This window comes from Streptomyces sp. ISL-99 (assembly GCF_018614005.1).
In the GTDB taxonomy this organism is placed as follows: Bacteria; Actinomycetota; Actinomycetes; order Streptomycetales; family Streptomycetaceae; genus Streptomyces; species Streptomyces flavidovirens.
Genome location: NZ_JAGGPC010000087.1, coordinates 1 through 22,693 on the forward strand (window position 1 = coordinate 1; position 22,693 = coordinate 22,693).

The 22,693-nt window shown below is 70.9% G+C and carries 17 protein-coding genes and 1 pseudogene; 2 read left to right on the forward strand and 16 right to left on the reverse strand.

What is annotated here, in order from left to right:
• From J7E91_RS36575 to J7E91_RS34080, 9 genes and pseudogenes are all read right to left on the reverse strand, one after another.
• Positions 1-245 (reverse strand): annotated as a pseudogene (locus J7E91_RS36575) (pseudouridine synthase); the annotation flags it as partial.
• Positions 245-880: an SMC-Scp complex subunit ScpB gene (gene scpB / locus J7E91_RS34045; RefSeq protein ID WP_214911075.1), complete on the reverse strand. Its 636-nt coding sequence runs from the start codon at positions 878-880 to the stop codon at positions 245-247. The gene scpB and the pseudogene J7E91_RS36575, both read right to left, overlap by 1 nt.
• Positions 877-2,019, reverse strand: a complete 1,143-nt coding sequence (locus J7E91_RS34050; RefSeq protein ID WP_214911078.1) for a ScpA family protein — start codon at positions 2,017-2,019, stop codon at positions 877-879. The genes scpB and J7E91_RS34050 overlap by 4 nt, the downstream gene beginning before the upstream one ends.
• 60 nt (positions 2,020-2,079) lie before the next feature.
• Positions 2,080-2,712: a hypothetical protein gene (locus J7E91_RS34055; RefSeq protein ID WP_308377550.1), complete on the reverse strand. Its 633-nt coding sequence runs from the start codon at positions 2,710-2,712 to the stop codon at positions 2,080-2,082.
• Positions 2,697-3,818, reverse strand: a complete 1,122-nt coding sequence (locus tag J7E91_RS34060) for a ParA family protein (RefSeq protein ID WP_214911080.1) — start codon at positions 3,816-3,818, stop codon at positions 2,697-2,699. The genes J7E91_RS34055 and J7E91_RS34060 overlap by 16 nt, the downstream gene beginning before the upstream one ends.
• Positions 3,819-4,199: 381 nt before the next feature.
• Positions 4,200-5,315 (reverse strand): alanine dehydrogenase, encoded by a 1,116-nt coding sequence (ald, locus tag J7E91_RS34065; RefSeq protein WP_028815605.1) that lies wholly within the window; start codon positions 5,313-5,315, stop codon positions 4,200-4,202.
• A gap of 146 nt (positions 5,316-5,461) precedes the next feature.
• Positions 5,462-7,501, reverse strand: coding sequence for a tetratricopeptide repeat protein (locus J7E91_RS34070; RefSeq protein ID WP_214911082.1), 2,040 nt, complete (start codon positions 7,499-7,501; stop codon positions 5,462-5,464).
• Positions 7,502-7,643: 142 nt separating this feature from the next.
• A complete protein-coding gene (locus J7E91_RS34075) occupies positions 7,644-8,270 on the reverse strand; it encodes an NUDIX domain-containing protein (protein ID WP_214911084.1) in 627 nt (208 codons plus the stop codon).
• An 83-nt stretch (positions 8,271-8,353) separates the two neighbouring features.
• Positions 8,354-10,012, reverse strand: coding sequence for a CTP synthase (locus J7E91_RS34080; protein WP_214911086.1), 1,659 nt, complete (start codon positions 10,010-10,012; stop codon positions 8,354-8,356).
• A 457-nt stretch (positions 10,013-10,469) separates the two neighbouring features.
• Between J7E91_RS34080 and J7E91_RS34085 the strand changes: the two genes are divergently transcribed.
• Positions 10,470-12,272 (forward strand): glycoside hydrolase family 15 protein, encoded by a 1,803-nt coding sequence (locus tag J7E91_RS34085; protein WP_214911088.1) that lies wholly within the window; start codon positions 10,470-10,472, stop codon positions 12,270-12,272.
• An 18-nt stretch (positions 12,273-12,290) separates the two neighbouring features.
• Here J7E91_RS34085 and J7E91_RS34090 read toward each other — a convergent pair whose 3' ends face one another.
• A complete protein-coding gene (locus tag J7E91_RS34090) occupies positions 12,291-13,922 on the reverse strand; it encodes an NAD(P)/FAD-dependent oxidoreductase (RefSeq protein WP_214911090.1) in 1,632 nt (543 codons plus the stop codon).
• 11 nt (positions 13,923-13,933) lie between these two features.
• Positions 13,934-15,445, reverse strand: a complete 1,512-nt coding sequence (locus tag J7E91_RS34095; RefSeq protein WP_214911091.1) for an APC family permease — start codon at positions 15,443-15,445, stop codon at positions 13,934-13,936.
• A 234-nt stretch (positions 15,446-15,679) separates the two neighbouring features.
• Between J7E91_RS34095 and J7E91_RS34100 the strand changes: the two genes are divergently transcribed.
• Positions 15,680-17,308, forward strand: coding sequence for a PucR family transcriptional regulator (locus J7E91_RS34100; RefSeq protein WP_214911093.1), 1,629 nt, complete (start codon positions 15,680-15,682; stop codon positions 17,306-17,308).
• A 46-nt stretch (positions 17,309-17,354) separates the two neighbouring features.
• On the opposite strand, the gene J7E91_RS34105 is transcribed toward J7E91_RS34100, so the two are convergent.
• The 5 genes from J7E91_RS34105 to J7E91_RS34125 form a co-directional block, all read right to left on the reverse strand.
• Entirely contained in the window at positions 17,355-18,458 is a 1,104-nt protein-coding gene (locus J7E91_RS34105) for a glycosyltransferase family 4 protein (RefSeq protein ID WP_214911095.1), read from the reverse strand.
• 281 nt (positions 18,459-18,739) lie between these two features.
• Complete coding sequence (recN, locus tag J7E91_RS34110; protein WP_214911111.1) at positions 18,740-20,458, reverse strand: DNA repair protein RecN; 1,719 nt, start codon at positions 20,456-20,458, stop codon at positions 18,740-18,742.
• A gap of 157 nt (positions 20,459-20,615) precedes the next feature.
• Positions 20,616-21,551 (reverse strand): NAD kinase, encoded by a 936-nt coding sequence (locus J7E91_RS34115; RefSeq protein WP_214911113.1) that lies wholly within the window; start codon positions 21,549-21,551, stop codon positions 20,616-20,618.
• A gap of 14 nt (positions 21,552-21,565) precedes the next feature.
• Entirely contained in the window at positions 21,566-22,381 is an 816-nt protein-coding gene (locus J7E91_RS34120; protein ID WP_214911097.1) for a TlyA family RNA methyltransferase, read from the reverse strand.
• A gap of 7 nt (positions 22,382-22,388) precedes the next feature.
• Positions 22,389-22,679 carry a hypothetical protein gene (locus J7E91_RS34125; protein WP_251016681.1) on the reverse strand — a complete coding sequence of 97 codons (291 nt, stop codon included), beginning with the start codon at positions 22,677-22,679 and terminating at the stop codon, positions 22,389-22,391.
• Positions 22,680-22,693: the final 14 nt, after the last annotated feature.

A 22,693-nucleotide genomic window follows, 5' to 3' on the forward strand; every position in this document is an offset into this window, starting at 1 on the left:
GCGGGGGCTCCGCCACGGCCCGCGCCGCTGCCACCACGACCGGCGCCGCTGCCACCGCGTCCCGCGCCCGCGCCACCGCCGTCGCGGGCGCCGGGGGCGTCACGGCCGACGTCGTAACGGCGCTCCTCCGGACGGGGACGGTCCGGGCGGTCGGAGCGCTTCTGCTTGTCGTCGCGCCCCTTGCCCGCGCCCCGCTGATTCCGGTCGTTACCGCTTCCGCTGTTCCTGCCGCTGCTGCTTCGCATCAAAATTCCGTCTTGTCGTCTGCGTTTGTGTCCGAGGCGTACGGGGCGTCCGCATCGAACGACGGCACACCCTCTAGCGTCTCAGCCTCGATCGCGTCCGCCTCCGGGAGGAATGGCGCGAGCTGCGGGAGCTCGTCCAGGCCACGCAGGCCCATCCGCTCCAGAAAGTAGTTCGTCGTCCTGTACAGGATCGCACCTGTTTCGGGTTCCGTGCCCGCCTCCCCCACCAGCCCGCGCTGGAGCAGGGTCCGCATCACGCCGTCGCAGTTCACGCCACGTACGGCCGAGACCCGTGACCTGCTGACCGGCTGGCGGTACGCGACGACCGCCAGCGTTTCCAGGGCGGCCTGGGTGAGACGGGCCTGCTGGCCGTCCAGTACGAAGCTCTCGACCGCCGCCGCGTACTCGGGCCGCGTGTAGAAGCGCCACCCCCCGGCGACCGGTCTGAGCTCGAATCCACGCCCTTGTACGGCGTACTCGTCGGCCAGCTCCCGCAGCGCGTCCGCGACGGCTCTGCGGGGGCGCTGAAGCACCTTCGCGAGGTGTTCCTCGGTGGCGGGCTCGTCGACGACCATGAGGACCGCCTCCAGGGCGGGCTTGAGGCCGAGGTCCGCGACCGCGGGGGACTCACTCATGCTGTCTCCTCCTCCACCACTTGATCGAATTCGTCCGTGACCACGGGCTGCGCGGCTTCTCCGCCGGTCCACCGCACCACGAGCTCCCCGAGGGCCTCCTCCTGGTCCAGCACCACGGCCTTCTCCCGGTAGAGCTCGAGCAGCGCCAGGAAGCGCGCGACGACGGTCAGCGTGTCCGGGGCGTCCTCGGTCAGCACCTGGAAAGTCGCCTCTCCCGCCTCCCGCAGCCGCGCGACGACCACCTCGGCCTGTTCCCGTACGGACACGAGAGGCGCATGGATGTGATCGACGTACACCTGCGGCTCGGCCCTGGGCTGCATGGCCTTCACGGCGAGCCCGGCGAAGCCGTCCGGGCCGATGCTGATAACGACCTCGGGCAGCAGCGCCGCGTGGTGCGGCTCCAGTCCGACCGTACGCGGGTACCGCCGGGCTTCGGCGTCCAGCCGCTCGCTGAAGATGTCGGCGATCCGCTTGTACGCGCGGTACTGCAGCAGCCGCGCGAACAGCAGGTCCCGCGCCTCCAGCAGCGCGAGGTCCGCCTCGTCCTCGACCTCGGCGGCGGGCAGCAGCCGCGCGGCCTTGAGGTCGAGGAGGGTGGCGGCCACCACCAGGAACTCGGTGGTCTGGTCGAGATCCCAGTCGGGCCCCATGGCGCGGATGTGCGCCATGAACTCGTCGGTGACCTTCGAGAGGGCGACCTCGGTGACGTCGAGCTTGTGCTTCGAGATGAGCTGAAGCAGCAGATCGAACGGCCCTTCGAAGTTCACCAGCCGAACGGTGAACCGCCCGTCCGCCACCTCGGCTCCGCCCTGCGGAACCCCGTCGTCGTGGACGGCCGACCGGCCCGGGGCCACGCCCGGAGCCGTCGGCGGCACAGGCGCCGCTCCGAAGGAGCCTGCGTCCTGGGGGTCCGGGGGCCTGCCCGCGGTCTGGGGAACGGGTGGAGTGGGGGAAAGACCGCCCGCCCCGGTCACCGGCGCGCGTTCCGGCGCCGGTTCGGGGGCGGTCTCGGCGCCCGAGCCGGCCGGCGCGGCAACGCCCTTCGCACCGGCGCCCTCATCGGCCGGCGCCGGCACCCCCGGCCCGCGCCCCAGGCGACGGCGAGGGGCGGCGGCGGAGTCGTCAGGGCGCGGTGGCATGGCGGTGGTCCAGGGGGCGGGGAACAAGGGCAGGGGCAGCGCAGGCTACCCCCCGTCCGGTCAGCGCCCGCGCAGGCGCCGTACGAGGATGCTCGCGTCGCCGCGTGACTCCAGGTCCGCGAGTACGACGGCAACCGCCTCCCGTACGATCCGGCCCCGGTCCACGGCGAGCCCGTGCTCGCCGCGCAGCACCAGGCGCGCGTGCTCCAGGTCCATCAGTTCCTCGGCCGAGACGTAGACCGTGATCTTCTCGTCGTGGCGCTCGCGGCCGCTGGGCCGACGGTTCGCCCCGCGCGTGCCGCGGCGCCGCGGCTGCGCCCCCGTGGCAGGACCGGCAGAGCCCGCAGGACGCTGCTGGGCGGCCGACTGGGCGGAGGACTGCCCCTCGGGCGCCCGGCGGGCATTCGCGGCGGCAGCGGCCGCCTGGTCGCCCTCCACGGCCCGGCTGCGATGCCCGGCCGCCTCCGCGTCGGCGGCGGCGTGTTCCGTGTCCTCACGGCCGTCGGCGGAACCGGCGGCCGGCGCGCCCTCGGACTGCTCGGCCGCCGCCCCGGAGTCGCTCTCCGTCGCCGGCCCCGGTACCCGCGCCTCGCCGTTGACGGGCGGGCGCCGCGGGGACGACGACTGCAGCGCCATTCCCCCGGTCGTGCGGAACAGTTCGTCGGCCCCCGGCAGACTCACTCGGCGTGACACCGGGCGAGCACCTCCCTGGCGAGCTGGCGATAGGCGGCCGCACCGACCGAGTTGGAGGCGTACGTCGTGATCGGCTCACCGGCGACCGTGGTCTCCGGGAAGCGGACGGTACGCCCGATCACCGTGTGGTAGACGTGCTCGTCGAAGGCCTCGACGACCCTCGCCAGCACCTCGCGGCTGTGCACCGTACGGGAGTCGTACATCGTGGCGAGGATGCCGTCGAGCTCCAGGTCGGGGTTGAGCCGCTCCTGGACCTTCTCGATCGTCTCGGTCAGCAGAGCCACACCGCGCAGCGCGAAGAACTCGCACTCGAGCGGCACTATGACCTTGTGAGCCGCCGTCAGGGCGTTCACGGTGAGCAGGCCGAGCGAAGGCTGACAGTCGATCACGATGTAGTCGTAGTCGGCCATCAGCGGCTTGAGCGCCCGCTGAAGGGTCGACTCGCGCGCGACCTCACTGACCAGCTGAACCTCGGCCGCCGACAAGTCGATATTGCTCGGCAGCAGGTCCATGTTGGGCACCGCGGTCTTCAGGAGGACCTCGTCGGCCGCCATGCCCCGCTCCATGAGCAGGTTGTAGACCGTGAGGTCGAGCTCCATCGGGTTCACGCCGAGGCCGACCGACAGGGCTCCCTGCGGGTCGAAGTCGACGAGCAGGACCCGTCGTCCGTACTCCGCGAGGGCCGCACCCAGATTGATGGTCGACGTCGTCTTGCCGACGCCGCCCTTCTGGTTGCACATGGCGATGATCTTCGCGGGGCCGTGATCGGTGAGCGGGCCCGGGATCGGGAAGTACGGCAGCGGCCGTCCGGTCGGGCCGATCCGCTCGCGGCGCTGGCGGGCAGCGTCGGGGGCGAGGGTGGCCGCGTACTCGGGGTCGGGCTCGTACTCGGCATCGGGATCGTAGAAGTGCCCCTCGGGCACCTCGTCGAAGTCGGCGAAGCGGGTGGTGGACTTGTCCCCACTCTGGTCGCCGGCCATGGCGTTCACGTGTAGGCCGTCCATGCTCTGGTGGGCTGTCGTCATGTGCTGATGGGTGGCGAAGGTGCGGACAGCGACGGAGCCGACAGCCTGGAGCCCCGATGGGCCCTGGCCCCGTGCAGGCATTCCTGGTTGACCACCCCCGGGAGTAAATGTCGACTCATTCACAAGTCGTCTTACCTCCTTGGACGTGACCAGGAAACTTATCGATAGGTCAGCGTGGCACCATGCCGACGGTTGGCGACTCTATGGCGTGTCACCGGTCCGCAGCAACACAATCCGCCGGACCCGGCCCGATGTGTCGGCAATGGAACACCCCTGTGTCAAGGGTGCGCGGGGGCGGAAGCGAGGCACGGACCGCGCGTTTCGTGGGGTCGCGAAACGGTTAAAGGGTTACGTTCGCGGCGAGTTGAACGAGTCCGCCCAAGGGGGCGGACACGCGTCCGGCCGGACCTTGGTCGACAAGGTCCGGCCGGTTGCGTGAGGTTGACGACTTTCGTTGACGCGTCAGCCGAGAAGCGTACCCAGTTCGACGTGCGGCAGTTCGTGAGCCTCGGCGACCTCGCGGTAAACAACCTGGCCGTCATGGGTGTTGAGGCCCTTGGCGAGGGCGGCGTCGCGGCGCAGCGCCTCGACCCAGCCGCGGTTCGCGAGCTCGACGATGTACGGCAGCGTGGCGTTCGTCAGCGCGTACGTCGAGGTGTTGGGAACGGCGCCCGGCATGTTCGCGACGCAGTAGAAGACCGAGTTGTGGACGTTGAACGTCGGCTCGGCGTGCGTCGTCGGGTGCGAGTCCTCGAAGCAGCCGCCCTGGTCGATCGCAATGTCGACAAGAACACTTCCGGGCTTCATCTTGGCGACGAGCTCGTTGGTGACGAGCTTCGGGGCCTTGGCGCCGGGGATCAGGACCGCGCCGATGACGAGGTCGGCCTCGACGACGGCCTTCTCCAGCTCGAAGGCGTTGGAGACGATCGTCTTCACCTTGGTGCCGAAGACCTTGTCGGCCTCGCGCAGCTTGTTGATGTCACGGTCGAGCAGGGTCACGTGGAAGCCCATGCCGACGGCGATCTGCGTGGCGTTCCAGCCGGAGACGCCGCCGCCGATGACGACGGCCTCGCCGGCCGCCGTACCCGGGACGCCGCCCGGCAGCACACCGCGGCCGCCGACCGAGCGCATCAGGTGGTACGCGCCGACCTGCGGAGCCAGCCGGCCCGCGACCTCGGACATCGGGGCGAGCAGCGGCAGGGCGCGGTTCGCGGTCTCCACCGTCTCGTACGCGATGGCCGTGGTGCCGGACTCCAGCAGGGCGTCCGTGCACTCGCGGGAAGCGGCGAGGTGCAGGTAGGTGAAGAGCGTCTGGTCCTTGCGGAGGCGGTGGTACTCCTCGGCGATGGGCTCCTTGACCTTCAGCAGCAGGTCAGCGGTGGCCCAGACCTCATCGGCGGTGGCCAGGATCTGCGCACCGGCGGCGACGTACTCACCGTCCGTGATCGAAGATCCGGCGCCGGCGTTCTGCTCGACGAAGACCTGGTGGCCGTGGCGTACCAGCTCGTGCACGCCTGCGGGGGTGATGGCCACCCGGAACTCGTTGTTCTTGACCTCGCGGGGGATGCCGACCTTCACGTCGATCACGGTCCTTGGCTCAGGGGGAATAAATGGGTCAATGCCATACATACCCAGGTACACACGGCACACCCGGGAAACACCGCAGCATGACGCGGCAGAGCCAGTCTAATGAAGGATTTCCAGCTGTCTAGCCTTATAAAGCATCAATCTCTCGTCGAAGTACTGCGGATTTCGTAGGCAGAACCCTCATCTCCCAGCAGTCTCTCCGCAGCGTTCCGGTGCAGCCGGGCCGCCGCCGGGTCCCCCAGCCGGTCGAGCGTGTCCGCGAGCCGCAACTCCAGCGCCGCGTGCAGCCGTACGTCCTCGGCCTGCCGTGCCCATTCCACGGCCTCCCGGCAGGTGCGCAGCGATTCCTCGGGCCGCCCCGCGTACTCCTGCACCCTGGCCACTTCGCTCAACGCCCTTGCGTGGCCCGGCAGATCACCGACCCTGCGGTGCCCCGCCGCCGAGGCCCGCCAGTTGCGCAGTGCCTCGCCGTAACGCCCCGCATAGGTGTGTACGGCCCCGAGCCGCCCGTACAGCCGCGCCGCGTCCGCGCGTTCGCCGCGCGTCAGCCGCTGTTCCAGCGCCCGGCCGTACCAGTCGGAGGCGCGCTGCCAGTCGCCCAGTTCCTGATATGTGCCGCCTACGGATTCCATCGCCCGGCCTGTCGCGTACGGGTCACCGGCTGCCCGGCCGGCGTCCAGCGCCGCCCGGTAGCGCGTCAGCGCCTCCTGCGTACGCCCCGTCCGCGCGTCCAGATCCGCGAGATTCAGCAGCGCGGCGGCCTTCTCGCGGTGCAGACCGCACCGCTCGGCCACGTCGAGTACGAGCCGGTGCAGCCCGTACAGCTCGGGAGCCGCCGCTTCGGTGCCCCGGTGTGCCGCCAGCGCCCGTACCAGCGCGGCCACCAGCCGCCTCGCCAGGGTGTCGAGCTCGCCGTCCTCGACCGCGATCCGGGCCGAGGCGAGGAGCGCGGGCTGCCGGATCCGCAGCCATTCGCCGGCGGCCGGGACATTCGGAAAGCGCAGCGCGCGCGGCAGTCCCGCCAGCTTCTTGCGTGCCGCGGACCCGTCGGGCTCGGTGATCGCCCAGCAGGACTGGAGCTGCCGTACGGTCCGCTCCAGCATCCGGGCCCGGGCCAGCTGCACCTCGGCGGGCCGGTCCCGGTCCTCCATCAGCGCCTTCATCATGGGCGCGAGGCAGCCGGGCACCTCGTACTGCCGGCCGTCCACCCGGCGCAGCAGGCCCAGCGCCGTGAAGTCGTCCAGTGCCGTCTGGGCTCCGGAGACGGAGCAGCCGGCCAGGGCGGACGCGGTGTGCGCGTCCACGAAACCGGCGGGCGCGAGGGAGAGCAGGCGCAGCATCCGCGCCGTGGGCTGCGGCAGCGACTCGTACACGAACCGGAAAGCGCGGGCGAGCGGCCTGGCTCCGGTGGGCTGCCTTGGGTCGACGGGAATGTCGTGCAGCCGCTTCGTCACATCGGCGACCGACGCCTTGGGGCTGGCGGCGAGCCAGCCGCCGATCATCGCCAGCGCGGCGGGCTGTCCCCCGCACGCCTCGACGAGCGATTCGGCCGCCGTCGGGTCGACGGTGATCCTGACCGCCCCGGTGGAGCGGCCGAGCAGTTCGACGGCGGATCCGGTGTCCAGGCCGCCGATGGTGCAGGGCCGCACGCCGGGGATGCCGGTGAGCGGGCCCCGGGCGGTGGCCACGACCAGGCAGTCCGGGTTGTCGGGCAGCAGCGGATCGACCTGTTGCGCGTCGGCGGCGTCGTCGAGGACCAGCAGGAGACGGCGTACGGACAGTGCCTCGCGGACCAGCTCGGACAGCTCGTCGTCACCGGCCCCCGGCGGGACCGGGACCGCGAGGTCGTCGAGCAGCGCGCGGGCGGTGCGCTCGGTGGGTACGCGCTCGCCGTCGGGGTCGGTCAGCCGGGCGCGGAGCGTGCCGTCGGGGTAGTCACCGGCGAGGCTCGCGGCGAGTTCGGCGGCGAGGGCGGTGCGGCCCGAGCCCGGGCGTCCCGCGATCAGCAGCACGCGGGCCCTGGGCGTCTTGCGGCCGGCGAGGGTGTCGAGGCCCGCCCGCTCGATGTCGTCGCGCAACTCCTTCAACTCACGCGCTCTGCCGAAGAACTCGCCCGTTGTCCGCCCTGCCGCGGAACCCGCCGCCATGCCGCTGGTGTCCACCGCCTGATCCGTCACGGGCCACGCTCCCGTCCGCCTGCGCACAAACCCGCCCGCGACTGCGGTCGGGCGCTTCGAGCGTAGTTCACGCTCTGCTACGAACCGTGCGGAGCGCGGCGGGCGGGTCACCCAATCGGATCAGCGGATTTTCAGACGACTGTCAGGCCTCGAACGGGCGCGCCGGCCATGGCGCGTCGGCCGGACGCAGGGCGTCGATCCCGTCGCCCGCGAGCGCGGCGGTCAGCGCCAGGACGCCCACCGCCAGGCAGGTGTTGTGCAGTTCCCCGGCGAGCACGCCCCGCACGAGTTCCTGGAGCGGGACCCGCGCGTGCTCCATGTCCGCCTCTTCCTCCTCGACCTCGAAGCGCTCGCCCTCGACGTCGGAGAGATCGCGGGCGAAGAAGATGCGTACGGCCTCGTCACAGCCGCCCGGCGTCGGGTAGACGTCGGCCAGCACCCGCCAGTCCTCGGCCTTGACGTGCGCCTCCTCGTACAGCTCCCGCACCGCGGCGCTCAGCGGATTCTCACCGGGTACGTCGAGCAGGCCGGCCGGGATCTCCCAGAGCCGGTGCCGCACGGGGTGGCGGTACTGGCGGATGACCAGGACACGGTCGTTCTCGTCGAGGGCCAGGACCGCTACGGAGCCGGGGTGCACCTGGTAGTCGCGACGTACCACGCTGCCGTCGGGCATGACCACGTCGTCGGTGCGGACACTCGTCTTGTTGCCCGTGAAGGGAACCGCGGTCGCGGTGACCTGCCACTCCTCGGGGGTGTCCTTGATGGCCATGAAAGCGTCCTCCCAAAGCAGAAAGCAGAAAACCGGGGTACCGGCCCAAAAGGCCCGTACCCCGGCAACCGTATCTCCTGCGACTACTTGCCGGCCGAGCCGGTCTTGCGCTCGACAGCGGCCTTGACCAGGCCCGCGAAGAGCGGGTGCGGGCGGGTCGGGCGGGAGCGGAGCTCCGGGTGCGCCTGGGTGGCGACGAGGTAGGGGTGCACCTCGCGCGGGTACTCGACGTACTCGACGAGCTTGTTGTCCGGGGACGTGCCGGAGAAGACGATGCCCGTCTTCTTCTCCAGCTCCGCGCGGTAGGCGTTGTTCACCTCGTAGCGGTGGCGGTGGCGCTCGTCGACGTACGGCTGATCGCCGTAGACCTCACGCACGATCGAGCCCTCGGCGAGCTTCGCCGGGTAGAGGCCGAGGCGCATGGTGCCGCCCAGGTCGCCCGCCCCTTCGACGTACGCGAGCTGCTCCTCCATGGTGGAGATCACCGGGTGGGCGGTCGCCGCGTCGAACTCGGTGGAGTTGGCGTCCTCGATGCCGGCCAGGTTGCGCGCGGCCTCGACGACGATGCACTGGAGGCCGAGGCACAGGCCCAGCAGCGGGATCTTGTTCTCGCGGGCGTACTGGATGGCGCCGACCTTGCCGTTGACGCCGCGCTCGCCGAAGCCGCCCGGGATGACGATCGCGTCGACGTCACCGAGCTGCTTCTGGGCGCCCGCCTGCGTCTTGCAGTCGTCGGAGGTGACCCACTTGACCTTGACGCGGGCCTTGTTGGCGAAACCGCCGGCGCGCATGGCCTCGGTCACCGACAGGTACGCGTCGGGCAGGTCGATGTACTTGCCGACGAGCGCGACGGTGACCTCGTGGTCGGGGTTGTGGACGCGGTCCAGCAGGTCCTCCCACTGGGTCCAGTTCACATCGCGGAACGGCAGGTCCAGCTTCCGGACGACGTACGCGTCAAGACCCTCGGTGTGCAGCACCTTCGGGATGTCGTAGATCGACTTCGCGTCGATCGCGGCGACCACCGCACCCTCGTCGACGTCGCACATCAGCGAGATCTTGCGCTTGATGGACAGCGGCACCTCGCGGTCGGCGCGCAGCACGATGGCGTCCGGCTGGATACCGATGCTGCGCAGCGCCGAGACCGAGTGCTGGGTCGGCTTGGTCTTCAGCTCACCGGACGGGCCGATGTAGGGGAGCAGCGAGATGTGTACGACGAAGACGTTGTCGCGGCCCACCTCGTGGCGGACCTGGCGGACGGTCTCCAGGAACGGCAGCGACTCGATGTCGCCGACCGTGCCGCCGACCTCGGTGATGACGACGTCGACGTCGTCGGTCGCCATGCGCCGGATGCGGTGCTTGATCTCATTGGTGATGTGCGGAATGACCTGCACGGTGTCACCGAGGTACTCGCCGCGCCGCTCCTTGGCGATCACCTGCGAGTAGACCTGGCCGGTGGTGACGTTGGCCGAGCCGTCGAGGTCGACGTCGAGGAAGCGCTCGTAGTGGCCGATGTCCAGGTCGGTCTCGGCGCCGTCGTTGGTGACGAACACCTCGCCGTGCTGGAAGGGGTTCATCGTGCCGGGGTCGACGTTCAGGTACGGGTCGAGCTTCTGCATCGTGACCCGCAGGCCCCGCGCCTTGAGCAGCGCACCCAGGCTGGAGGCCGTCAGGCCCTTACCGAGGGAGGAGGCGACACCCCCGGTGACGAAGATGTGCTTGGTCGTCATGGATTTGGGCGGCATCGCCAAGAGGGGGCTCCCGTGGTCGCGTAGTGAGGTGCGTACCGGCCGCCGGCCCGGAATCCGGGTGGCGTCGTCGCTGCGGTTTCGGGGTGTCTGATCGTCACAGACTGGCCACCGGTCCACGGGGTACCAGGGTATCAGCGACGGAAGGAGGCCGCTTCCGGCCACGCGCCGCGTCTCCCGCCGCACAACGCGTCACCGTCGGCCGCCGCGCACCCGAAGCCCGCCCACAACTCACCCACAACTCACCCCTAGCTCGGCCGTTCGGCCGACTCGTGTTGCCGGTACCGTCGCGCAGAGCACTTGGCTGCGACGTATCCTGCTCGGATACATCGCTGCGAGCCGGCCGGCGAAGGCACCATCCCCGCCCGCTCCCGGGACCAAGAGCTCGTCGGAAATCCCCTGACCGCAAGTGCCCCAATGGGGCGAACGTGGCCGTTCGACTGGAGATTGCAACGTGGCCGGGCGCATCGAGGACTACGCACTTATCGGAGACATGCAGACAGCGGCACTGGTCTGCAGGGACGGCACGATCGACTGGCTGTGCCTTCCCCGCTTCGACTCACACGCCATTTTCGCCGGGCTGCTCGGCACCGAGGAACACGGGTTCTGGCGGATCGGGCCCGCGCACGCGGCCGACGCCGGGCCACCGGCGGCCACCCGCCGCCGCTACCGCGGGGACTCCCTGATCCTCGAATCCGAGTGGGACACCCCGCGCGGCACGGTCAGGGTGACCGATTTCATGCCGCCGCGCGACGGCGCCCCCCAGGTGATCCGGATCGTCGAGGGCGTCAGCGGCCGGGTGCGCATGCGCTCCGCGCTGCGGATGCGTTTCAGTTACGGCCGTGTGGTGCCCTGGGTCCACAAGGTCGACACGCGCACGGTCGCCGTCGCCGGTCCCGACTCGGTGTGGCTCGACGCCGACGTCGAGACGCACGGCAAGGACCTCACGACGTACTCCGATTTCGTCGTCGCGCCCGGAGAGCGGATCGCCTTCACCATCAGCTGGCAGCCCTCGCACAAGGAGGAGCCGCCGCTGCCGGAGCCCGAGGCCTCGCTGGAGGCGACCGCCGAGTTCTGGAGCGACTGGGTCGAGCAGTGCACGTACCACGGGCCCTACCGCGAGGCCGTGGTCCGCTCCCTGATCACCCTCAAGGCGCTGACGTACGCCCCGACCGGCGGCATCGTCGCCGCGCCGACGACGTCACTGCCGGAGGAGATCGGCGGCGTACGCAACTGGGACTACCGCTACACCTGGCTGCGCGACGCAGCGATCACCCTGTCGTCGCTGCTGCGCACCGGCTACCGCGAAGAGGCGCGCGCCTGGCGCGAGTGGCTGCTGCGCGCGGTCGCGGGCGACCCGGAGAACCTCCAGATCATGTACGGGATCGCGGGCGAGCGCGAGCTGGGCGAGGCGGAGCTGGACTGGCTGCCGGGCTACGAGAATTCGACTCCGGTACGGGTCGGGAACGGCGCGGCGCACCAGCTGCAGCTCGACGTCTACGGCGAGGTCACGGAGGCGCTGCACCTGGCCCACATGACGGGTCTGACGCGCAACGACTACGCCTCGCTGCTCCAGCTCAAGCTGATCCGCTACCTGGAAGACCACTGGAACGAGAAGGACGAGGGCATCTGGGAGGTGCGCGGGCCGCGCCGCCACTTCGTGCACTCCAAGGTGATGGCCTGGGTCGCCGTCGACCGGACGATCAAGCTGATCGAGATGGGCGACGCGGACGGCCCGGTCGAGAAGTGGCGCGAGCTGCGCGACGAGATCCACCGCGACGTGTGCGAGAAGGGCTACGACCCGGAGCGCAACACCTTCACGCAGTCGTACGGGTCGCAGGAGCTGGACGCCTCTCTGCTGCTCATTCCGCAGATGGGTTTCCTGCCGCCCGACGACAAGCGGGTCATCGGCACGATCGAGGCGATCCAGCGCGAACTGTCCACGGAGGACGGTTTCGTACTGCGCTACCCGACCAAGGGTGAGGACGCGGGCCTGGACGGCCTGGAGGGCGACGAGGGCGCGTTCCTGGCGTGCTCGTTCTGGCTCGCCGACGACCTGGCGATGATCGGGCGGGTCGACGAGGCGCGAAAGCTTTTCGAGAAGCTGCTGGGGCTGCGGAACGACCTGGGGCTGCTCGCCGAGGAGTGGGACTCCAGGCTGCAGCGCCAGGTCGGCAACTTCCCGCAGGCCTTCAGCCACGTGCCGCTGATCGACACGGCACTGCGGCTGACGGCGAGTGGTGCGTACGGCGGCTGACCGGGCCGGCGGGCCGGTCTAGGCCAGCTTGCCGATCACCTGGCGGGCGGCGCGTTCCCCTTCGGTCGCGCCGCCTTCCATGAATCCCTGGAAGTCGTAGCTGCAGTGCTCACCGCCGATGTGGATGTTCCCCTGTGGGGTGCCTTCGTAGCCGGCGTACCGGTGCAGATAGCCGATGGGCCAGTACGAGTACGCGCCGAGGGCGTACGGGTTGCGGTGCCAGGCGGACAGCTGGGCCTTCCCGGTCCAGGCCTTCGACGTTCCCGGGAAGAACGCGTCCACTTCACGGGAACGGCGCGCGGCGAGATCCCGTACGTACGGGTCCGACTCGGTGGCGAAGGGCGTGCCCGGCGTGAGCGCCTTGGCCAGCCGGCCGCTGCCGTACTGGATGAGGATGCCGCCGGTCCCGGGCTGGATCTTGGTGGTGTCCCAGGTCTGCTGTACGTCGCTGTCGGTGAAGCAGTCGCCCGCCGACACGCCGGGCCAGGGGCCTTCGCCGCGCCACGGACGCGACGAGAACTGCATGTTGAGCTTCGTGCAGTTCCCCATACGGGCATCGCGCACCAGGTTCGTCATGAGCGGATCGAACCCGGCGGCCGAGAGGTCGAGGCGCTGGAGGACCGGCAGCGGAACGCACAGGATGGTGTGGTCCGCGGTGACGCTCGTGGTCGTTCCCGCGTCGGTGAAGGTAAGGGTCTGGGTGCCATTGGCGTTGGCCCTTACCGCCGTGAGCTGTTTGCCCATCTGGATCGTGCCGGCGGGCAGGCACCTCGCGATGGCGCGCGGGAGCTGGTCGTTGCCGCCGGTGATGTGGTAGCGCTCGTTGGACAGGCCCCAGACGTTGAAGTGGCCCGGGTTCGGCTGGTAGCCCATCAGCAGCACCAGCGCGAGGGCCGACTGCTCGGTCGTCTCGACGCCGTACTCGACGTTGTAGGCAACGTCGATGAAGCGTCCGAGCTGCGAGGAGTGCCCGCCGGGCACGCGGGAGTCGATCCATTCATGGATCGACATGTTGTCGAGAGCCGTGCCGGCCGGGGTGCTCTGGTTCCACTTCACCTCGCCCGCTTCCTGGAGGTCGCGGTGGAGCGCCTGGAAGACGTCCTTGAAGTCCTCGTCGGCCTGCTCGCGCGGGTAGTACGTCCCGTTGAACCAGAGCACCTCCTCCGCCCCGTTGGGCCCACCGCCCAGGAAGTCCTCCGTCGGCAGGCTGAAACGGCGGCACAGTTCGAGGGTCTTCTTGTGGCTGGTGTCGATCAGCTCCCCGCCGATCTCGGAGCTCTGCCCGTACGCCCAGTGGCCCCGCTGGGTCCACATGCGGCCGCCGACCCGGTCGGGGTTCGCCTCGTAGAGCGTGCAGCCGAGGCCCGCGTCCGCGAGGGTCAGCGCGGCGGTGAGGCCGGCTATGCCCGCGCCGACCACGGCGACTCTGGGGGCCCCCGCGCCCTGTACGGCTGCCCTCACGGGCGCCGCCTGTGCGGCGGTGACCGCCGGGCCCGCCAGGACCGTACCGAGGCCGAGCGCGGCGGCCCGGCCGAGGAGTTCACGGCGGCTGGAGCCGCGGACCTCGGCGGCGGGCATGCGCAGCCTGCGGGCGGCTGCGTGCTGTGCGGCGAGCTGCCGCAGTGCGTGCATCACGTGCGTACGGGACATGGGAAGGCTCCTCAGACGGTCGCGGCTGGCTGACTGGGCTGGCTGTCGTCGGTGCGCTCGACCGCGTCCTCGAGGACGATGCGGCCGATGATGGCGTACCGGTCGGGCTGCTTGGCCTTGAGATGGAAACCGAGTCCCAGGCCGCCGAAGAAGACCAGTCCGACGATCCACGGGATCAGCTTGAAGAAGAGGGAGTCGGCGGCGAGTCCGGCCGCGGTCTCCATGTTGAGCACGAGCAGGACGACGACGGCGATCATGCCGATGCCGCCGAGGAGCGGAGCGGTGAAGGTCTTGAACCAGTGCCGGTCCTCCGGGTGGTTCTTGCGGAAGTAGCCGATCACCGCGAACGAGCAGAGCGTCTGGACGATGAGGATCGCCATCGTGCCGAGGATCGCCAGCAGTGTGTACAGATGGACGTACGGGTCCTCACCGGCGAGCCAGAACGCGGCCACGAGCAGGGTGGCGATGCCGGACTGGACGTACGACGCGATGTACGGCGAACCGTGCGAGCGGTGCGTACGTCCGAGGGCCGGGTGCAGGAAGCCCTCGCGGCCGATGGCGTACAGGTAGCGCGACGCGCACTGGTGGAACGCCATGCCGCAGGCGAACGAACCCGTGAGCAGCAGCCACTGGAACGCGTCGACAGCCCACGCCCCGATGAACGCCTGCGTCGGATGGAAGAAGAGGTCGAGCGGGGATGCGGACGACGAGACCTTGACCGAACCGTCCAGGCCGTTTCCGGCGATCGTCATCCAGGAGACGTAGATGTAGAAGAGCCCCACTCCGACCACCGAGATCAGGGTCGCGCGGGGGATGACACGCTTCGGGTCGCGGGACTCCTCGCCGTACATGGCCGTCGACTCGAAGCCGACCCACGACCAGAAGGCGAAGAAGAGACCGAGCCCCGCCGACGTGCCGGTGAAGGCGTTGACCGGGTTGATGGGTTCGAGGGGGATGCCGTCGGGGCCGCCGCCCGCGAGCAGGACGGCGGTAGCCACCGCGAAAAGCACCGCGATCTCGGCGACGAGCATGACGCCGAGCGCCTTGGCGGTGATGTTGATGTCGAAGTACGCGAGAACGCCCGTGACGGCGAGCATCCCGGCGGCGTACACGATCCAGGGAATGTCGACACCGAGCTGGTCGGCGACGGTCGTCTGGCCGAAGTAGGCGAAGATGCCGACGATCGACGCCTCGAAGACGATGTACGCGAGGACGGCGAGCATCCCGGACGCCATGCCGGCGATGCGGCCGAGGCCGTGCGAGATGTAACCGTAGAAGGCGCCCGCGGCGGTGATGCGCTTCGCCATGGCGACGTATCCGACCGAGAAGACGGTCAGGACGAGGGTCGCGAAGAGATAGCCGGCGGGAGCGCCCGTTCCGTTGCCGAAGCCGACGGCGATGGGGAGATTTCCGGTCATCGCGGTGATCGGCGCCGCGGTCGCGACCGCCATGAAGACCACACCGACGAGTCCGACGGAATTCGCCTTGAGCCGCTGGACTTCACGTGCGGGTTTGTCAGACATGCCGCGCCCTCTCTCTTGTACGGGGGCGACAGTCTTGGCCCGGGTGACGCAGACCACAATCGACACGGGGTCACTCAAAAGCGTTGATGGAGCGACGAGTTGTCGGGCCGGAGGGCCGCGAGATCTGTCCCGTAACCGCAGGGTGATGTTCCTGGAACGGCCACGCGGGTAGCGTCCACCGAATGCGGTGCTTTCCCGGGGCACGGCAGGAACAACGTCACGAGGTACATCGCAGTGGAAACGCAAGGCGGCATCACCGTGCAGCGGGCACTGGAGCTGCCGGGGCTCCGCGGCGGGCTTCCCGAGGTCGTCGCCTGCGCCGACCGGCTGAACCGCACGGTGCGCTGGGTGCACGCCGGTGAGGTGCCGAACATCGCCTCGCTGCTCAAGGGCGGCGAACTGCTCCTGACGACCGGCCTCGGCCTCGGTACGCGCCCCGCCGAGCAGCGCGCTTTCGTACGCCGCCTCGCGGACCGGGGCATCGCCGCCCTGGTCGTCGAACTGGGCCCGCGCTTCAGCCGCCTCCCCTCGACGATCGTGGAGACCGCGCGGGCGGCCGGGCTGCCGCTCGTACAGCTGCACCGGGAGGTGCCGTTCGTATCGGTGACCGAAGAGGTCCACACCGAGATCGTCAACGGCCACTACACCCTGCTGCGGCGCGCCGAGGAAGTCCACCGGCGCTGTACGGAGGCGCTGCTCGGTGGCGGCGGAATTCCCCAGGTCCTCGGCATCCTGGCGGACTTCACCGCCAACCCGGTCTTCCTGGAGACGGCGGACGGACAGCTCCTGTACGCCGCCGCGCCCGAATTGGGCGAGGCGTGCGCCGACCCGCTCCAGGTGTGGGAGGGCCTGCGCGGTCAGCGCGAGGCACGCGAGGAGGGCCCGCCCGCGAACGGCGTGCTCGTGGACGTGCCGGGCGGCGGCCACGGCACGGGGGCGGTACGGGCCAGGATCGCGCTCCTCGCGGTCTCGTCCCCACTCCTTCCCGTCCACCGGATCGCAGCCGAGCGGGCGGCCGGAATCCTCGCGGTGGTCCTGATGCAGGCACGCCAGGAAGAGGAACTCGCCGCACGTGGCCGCGGCGACTTCCTCACCGACCTCGCCGAGGGCCGCATCGCCGCCGACGACGCACCCACGCAGGCCAGGGTGCTCGGCTTCAAGCCGGGCGAGGGCCCCCTGCTCCCCGTCGTGATGCGGCTGGCGGCCGAGCTGGCACCTGCGGGCAACTGGGCGGTGCTGGCGCGGGCCGTCCTGGAGGAGCTCTCGGCGGTCGGCGTACCGGTGCTCCTCGGCGTACGCCCCGTGGAAGGCCGCGTACCCCTCCTCCTGGGCCTGCGCTCCGAATCAGAACGTACGGCGGTCGCCGACCGCGTGGCAGCGGCCCTGCGCGCCGGGGTCGAAAGAGCAGGCCTGGAACGGGCGGGCGCCCACCCTCCCGTAGTGGTCGTCGGCGTGGCCGGCGGCTGGACGGCGGCATCGGCGGGCCTGCGCCACGCGGCGGAAACAGCCACAGCGGCCCAGGGCCTCTCGGACCGCCCCTGGTACGACGCCCGGCGCCTCGACATCGACCTGCTCCTGTGGCGCCTGCGCGAGCACCCGGACCTGGCGGCCTTCGTGGACCGGGCGATCGGCCCTCTCCGCGACCACGACCGCACGTCCCGCCCGCCCCTGCTCCCCACCTTGCAGACGTATCTCGCTCACGCGGGACGCAAGGCGGAAACAGCCCGCGAGCTGCACCTCAACCGCCAGACCCTCTACAACCGCCTGGCCCGCATCTCCGAGCTCCTCGGCACGGACCTGGACGACCCCCAGACGGTCCTGGCCCTGAGCCTCGCCCTGCGCGCCCGCCGCCACACCACCTAGGGCCTGTCCGGCGGCTCAAGGCCGGGGCCGCGACGCCTGGCAGGCCCTAGCCGGTCAGCTCGTCGTACACACTCAGCACCTGCGCCACCGTCTCGTCCTCGGTGGGCCAGGTGGCGGCCTGCGCCTTGCCCGCCTCAGCCAGCCACAGCCGCCTGGCCGGGTCGCCCAGCAGCCGGAGAACGACACTGGCGAGCGCCTCGCTGTCCCCGTACGGAACAAGCTCAGCCGCGTCCCCGACCAGCTCGGGCACCCCGCCGACCGCCGTGGCGACGAGCGGTACTCCGGCGCGCAGCGCCTCCTGGGCCAGCACGGACCGCCCCTCCCACCGGCTGGTGAGCACCGCGACGTCGGTGGCGGCGAGCAGCTCACCGATGTCCTCACGGCGGCCAATGAGCTTCACGGGCAGCGACTCGGACTCGATACGCCGCTGAAGGGCGCCCCGTTCGCTTCCCTCACCGGCGATGACCAGCAGCGGCGTGGGCACCAGATCGCGCCAGGCGCGGGCCGCGTCAAGGAGGACCCCGTACCCCCCGTTCCGCACGAGCCTCCCGACGGCCATGACCAAGGGCCGGTCGACGGCACCGAGGTCCGCACGTGCCTTGCTCTCGGGAACGTTCGCGGGCGGACACGGCGCGGGCACGCTGACCGGCGCGAGCCGCGCGTCGCGCGCACCTCGGCTGCGGGCCCGGTCGACGAGGTCGGACGACGTCCCCAGCACCACCGCGGCCGCCCTGGCAGCCCTCCGCTCCAGCAGGCGCACCACATGACCGCGCGCACCGTCGTCGTCCGCCCGGCTGTGCCAGGTGACAACAAGCGCAATCCGCCGCCCCCGCAGCGCCAGCGCGCTCCGCACGGCGGCGTGCAGCCCGTGGGCGTGCACAAGGTCGGCCCCGGAACAGGCCGCCCGCAGCGCCGCCACGGCGGCAGGATCACTGCGCCGGGGTACGGAGACGAAGCGCGCCCCGGAACCACCGAAGTCGTACGCCGCCTCAAGCCCCGCCGGGGCGCAGACACTCACCCGCAGACCATGCGCGACCAGCCCCGCGGCGAGCGACCTGACGTGCGCGCTGCTGCCCGCGCTGCCGCCGCCGAGGACTTGGACCACGCTCAGCGGCGACTGGCCGTACGGCGGGACCGGGGTGCTGCTCACGTCGGTCGGAGCTCCTGAGTCGGCGTCGAACGGCGGACTTACTGCGCCGCCCAGAATGCCAGCCCGCACGCGCGTTCCGGCACCACGAAAGGGTCGGCCCCCTGGTCGTACCTCACCGCATCACCCACAAGAGTGATCACGGTCCCCGTTCCCCCTCGCACCGCGAGCCTCCCGAGCGCGTGCTCACCCGTGTCGGTGACGGAAGCACCACCTACGGGAGGGTGCGGGACGCGCGGGGCACGCACCCCGCACGCGCCCAACGACGGACACCACGCCACCCACTACGCGTCGCTCCGCGCAGCCGCCAGCAACTCCTCCGCGTGCGCCCGGGCGGTCTCCGAGTCCTCCTGCCCCGCCAGCATCCGCGAAAGCTCCCGTACCCGGTCCTCGCCCTCCAGCACGGTGACCCCGCTCCTGGTGACCGACCCGTCGACCGTCTTCTCCACCAGCAACTGCCGATCGGCGAACGCCGCGACCTGCGGCAGGTGCGTCACCACGATCACCTGCGCCGACTTCGCCAGCTTCGCCAGCCGCCGCCCGACCTCGACCGCCGCCTTGCCGCCCACACCCGCGTCGACCTCGTCGAACAAATAGGTCGGTACGGGGTCGGACCCGGCGAATACGACCTCCACCGCCAGCATCACCCGGGAGAGTTCACCGCCCGAGGCCCCCTTGGCGATCGGCCGGGGCTGAGCGCCGGGATGAGGCGCGAGCAGCAGCTCGACCTCATCGACCCCGGAAGCCCCATAAGCCACCAGACGGCCACCGACCTCGACCCCCTCGGGGTCCTCGGTCTGCCGGACATCGATCGTGACGCGGGCATGCGGCATGGCGAGCGACGCCAGTTCATCGGTGACCGCGTCGGCGAACCTCTTCGCCGCCTCCGTACGCGCGTCGGTCAACGCCTGCGCCAGTCCCGCGAGTTCGTCCCGCAACGCGTCCCGCTCGGCCGTCAGCTCACCGATCCGGTCGTCGTCACCCTCCAGCTCGGTGAGCCGCGCGGCACCGTCCTGGGCCCAGGCGAGCACCGCCCCGACATCCTCGCCGTACTTGCGCGTGAGCTGGGTGAGCGCCGCCCGCCGTTCCTCCACGGCGGACAGCCGCAGCGGATCGGCGTCGAGGTTGTCCGCGTAACCGGCCAGCTCCCCCGCCACGTCACCCAGCAGAATCCCGATCTCACCGATCCGCTCAGCGAGCACAGCAAGCGCCGGATCATGTGACCGCACCGCGTCGAGCGCCCGGTGCGCCCCGGCGACCAGCGTGTTCGCGTCGAGGCTCTCCGGGTCCTCGGGGTTCCCGGCGAGCGCGGCGTGCGCGACGGAAGCCGCCGAAGCCAGCGCCTCGGCGTGCCCCAGCCGCTCCGCCTCCGCGGCGAGTTCGACGTCCTCGCCCGCCCGCGGATCGACCGCCGCGATCTCGTCGAGTCCGAAGCGCAGCAGATCCGCCTCCTGCGCGCGCTCACGCGCCCGCGTGGTCAGCTCGTCCAGTTCCACCGCGACCGTCCGCAGCCGCCGGTACGCGGCCGCGTACTTCGCATGGGGTACGGCGACGGCGTCCCCCGCGTACCGGTCGAGCGCCTGCCGCTGCCGGGCGGGCCGCAGCAGCCCCTGCTGATCGGTCTGCCCGTGTACGGCGACGAGGTCGTCGGCCAGCTCCGCGAGGAGCCCCACCGGCACCGAGCGACCGCCCACATGGGCTCGCGAACGTCCCTCGGCCGAGATGGTCCTGCTGACCAGCAGCGCCCCGTCGTCGAGTTCGGCCCCGGCCTCCTGGGCCCGTACGGCGGCGGGCGCGTCGGCGGGCATGGTGATCCGACCCTCGACGACCGCCGCTTTCGCTCCGATCCGCACGAGGGCCGGGTCGGCACGCCCACCGAGCAGCAGCCCGAGACTCGTGACGACCATGGTCTTGCCCGCGCCGGTCTCGCCCGTCACCGCCGTGAACCCGGGTGACAGCTCGACGACGGCGTCATCAATGACGCCCAGCGACCGTATCCGCATCTCCTCCAACACGGACACGACCTTACGAGGTCCCGGCCCCCCGTCGCGACGGCCCCCGCACTCATCCGTGAATCCATGAGTTCTGGATTGACACGATCAGCCCTGCGCGGGGCACCGCCCCGCCCCCACCGCACCCACCACACCCAGCACACCGCACTCAGTGCGGCGCCCCCCGCCACCCCGACACAGGAAGGGCGAACTTGGCGACGAGCCGGTCGGTGAACGACGCGTGGTGCAACCGCGCCAGCCGTACGGGCACGGCGCCCCGCCGCACCACCACCCGCGCACCGGAGGGCAGTTCCACCGTCCTGCGGCCGTCGCACCACAGCACGCCGTGCGGCGTGTGCGGCTGCACCTCCACCGCCAGCACCGAATTCGGCGACGTCACCAGAGGCTTGGCGAACAGCGCGTGAGCACTGATCGGCACCATCAGCAGCGCCTCCACCTCGGGCCAGACCACCGGCCCGCCGGCCGAGAAGGCGTACGCCGTGGATCCGGTCGGGGTGGCGCAGACGATGCCGTCGCAGCCGAACCCGGTCACCGGCCGGCCGTCGATCTCCAGGACGACTTCGAGCATCCGCTCGGGCGAGACCTTCTGCACGGCGGCCTCGTTGAGCGCCCAGTCCTCGTGCACGATGTCACCGTTGTTGTGCACGAGCACGTCGAGGGTCATGCGCTCCTCGACCTCGTACGCACGCGTGACGACCCTGTCGACCACCTTGTCCAGGTCGTCCCGCTCGGCCTCCGCGAGGAAGCCGACCCGGCCGAGGTTGACGCCGAGCATCGGCACCCCGGAGGCGCGCGCGAACTCGGCGCCGCGCAGCAGCGTCCCGTCTCCCCCGAGGACGATCAGCAGTTCACAGCCGTCGAGTACGGCGGGCGACGCTTCCGCCACCGTCTCGACGGACGGCGGCAGCGGCAGATCGGCCGCCTCTGCCGCCAGCACGCGCACGCCGATACCGCTCCGCAGCAGCCCCTGTACGACCAGTTCCGCGCTGCGGATCGCCGCGGGCCGCCCGGTGTGCGCGAGCAGGAAAACCGTACGTGCCGCGTCGGAAGACTCAGCAGATCTGCTGGTCGTCGTGCCTGTAATAGCTGTCGTCGTTGTCAACTCGGCCCCTCCGCCACTGCACGGTCAACATCCGCCGGGTCGAGCTCGGGAGCACCGGCCCGGAGCCACAGAAAGTACTCGACGTTCCCCGAAGGCCCGGGCAGCGGACTGGCGGTGACGCCCTGTACGCCCAGACCCAGCTCCCACGCCTGGCGCGCCACGGCCCGTACCGTCTCGGCCCGGAGCTCGGGGCTGCGTACGACGCCGCCGCTGCCCAGGCGGTCCTTGCCCACCTCGAACTGCGGCTTCACCATCATCACGAGATCGGCGTCCGGCGCGGCGCACCGCACCAGTGCCGGCAGGACCAGTCCCAGCGGGATGAAGGACAGATCACCGACGATCAGGTCGACCGCCTCCCCGTCAATCGTGTCGAGTGTCATTTCCCGCACGTTGGTACGGTCCTTGACGCTCACGCGTTCATCGGACTGCAGCGACCAGGCGAGCTGGCCGTATCCGACGTCGACGGCGACGACCTGCCGGGCCCCGGCGCGCAGCAGCACATCGGTGAACCCACCGGTCGAGGCCCCGGCGTCGAGCGCCCGCCGCCCCTCGACCTTCAGCCCCAGCGGTACGAACGCCGCCAGCGCGCCGGCCAGCTTGTGGCCGCCCCGCGAGACGTAGTCGGGGTCGTTCTCGTCCTTGAGCACCACGACCGCGGCGCTGGTCTCGACCTGCGTGGCGGCCTTGGTCGCGACGGCGCCGCCCACCTTCACCCGCCCTGCGGCGATCAGCTGGCTCGCGTGCTCCCGTGAGCGTGCGAGTTTCCGGCGGACCAGCTCGGCGTCGAGGCGTCGGCGCGCGACTCCTGCCACGATCGGTTCAGCTCCTGTTGTCGTACGAGGAAAGGGGCGCCGGAGGTCCCGGTCGTGCGTCCAGCGCGGTCAGCGCCTCACGCAGTCCCCGGTGTACATCCTCGTACACCTCGATGTGCCCGTCCGCCGGGAGGTGGTCGGCGTCGCCCAGCCGCTCCAGCAGCGCGTCGACGCCGGCGTGCCCGGTGGGGGCGCGCTCCACCCCGAGAGGCGCCGGTGCGGCCGGGTCGTACACCGCGGTGACGGTGGCTCCAGCCGTCTCGTCCTTGTCCTCGACCTCGTCGTCCTCGTCGTTCATGCCCCGACGCTACC

Coding starts and splice junctions, on each gene's coding strand:
- J7E91_RS34080 (WP_214911086.1), bottom strand. CDS start 10,012: ATGCCGCCCAAATCCATGACGACCAAGCACATCTTCGTCACCGGGGGT.
- J7E91_RS34090 (WP_214911090.1), bottom strand. CDS start 13,922: ATGTCCCGTACGCACGTGATGCACGCACTGCGGCAGCTCGCCGCACAG.
- scpB (WP_214911075.1), bottom strand. CDS start 880: ATGAGTGAGTCCCCCGCGGTCGCGGACCTCGGCCTCAAGCCCGCCCTG.
- J7E91_RS34060 (WP_214911080.1), bottom strand. CDS start 3,818: ATGCCTGCACGGGGCCAGGGCCCATCGGGGCTCCAGGCTGTCGGCTCC.
- J7E91_RS34075 (WP_214911084.1), bottom strand. CDS start 8,270: ATGGCCATCAAGGACACCCCCGAGGAGTGGCAGGTCACCGCGACCGCG.
- J7E91_RS34095 (WP_214911091.1), bottom strand. CDS start 15,445: ATGTCTGACAAACCCGCACGTGAAGTCCAGCGGCTCAAGGCGAATTCC.
- J7E91_RS34050 (WP_214911078.1), bottom strand. CDS start 2,019: ATGCCACCGCGCCCTGACGACTCCGCCGCCGCCCCTCGCCGTCGCCTG.
- J7E91_RS34125 (WP_251016681.1), bottom strand. CDS start 22,679: ATGAACGACGAGGACGACGAGGTCGAGGACAAGGACGAGACGGCTGGA.
- recN (WP_214911111.1), bottom strand. CDS start 20,458: ATGCGGATACGGTCGCTGGGCGTCATTGATGACGCCGTCGTCGAGCTG.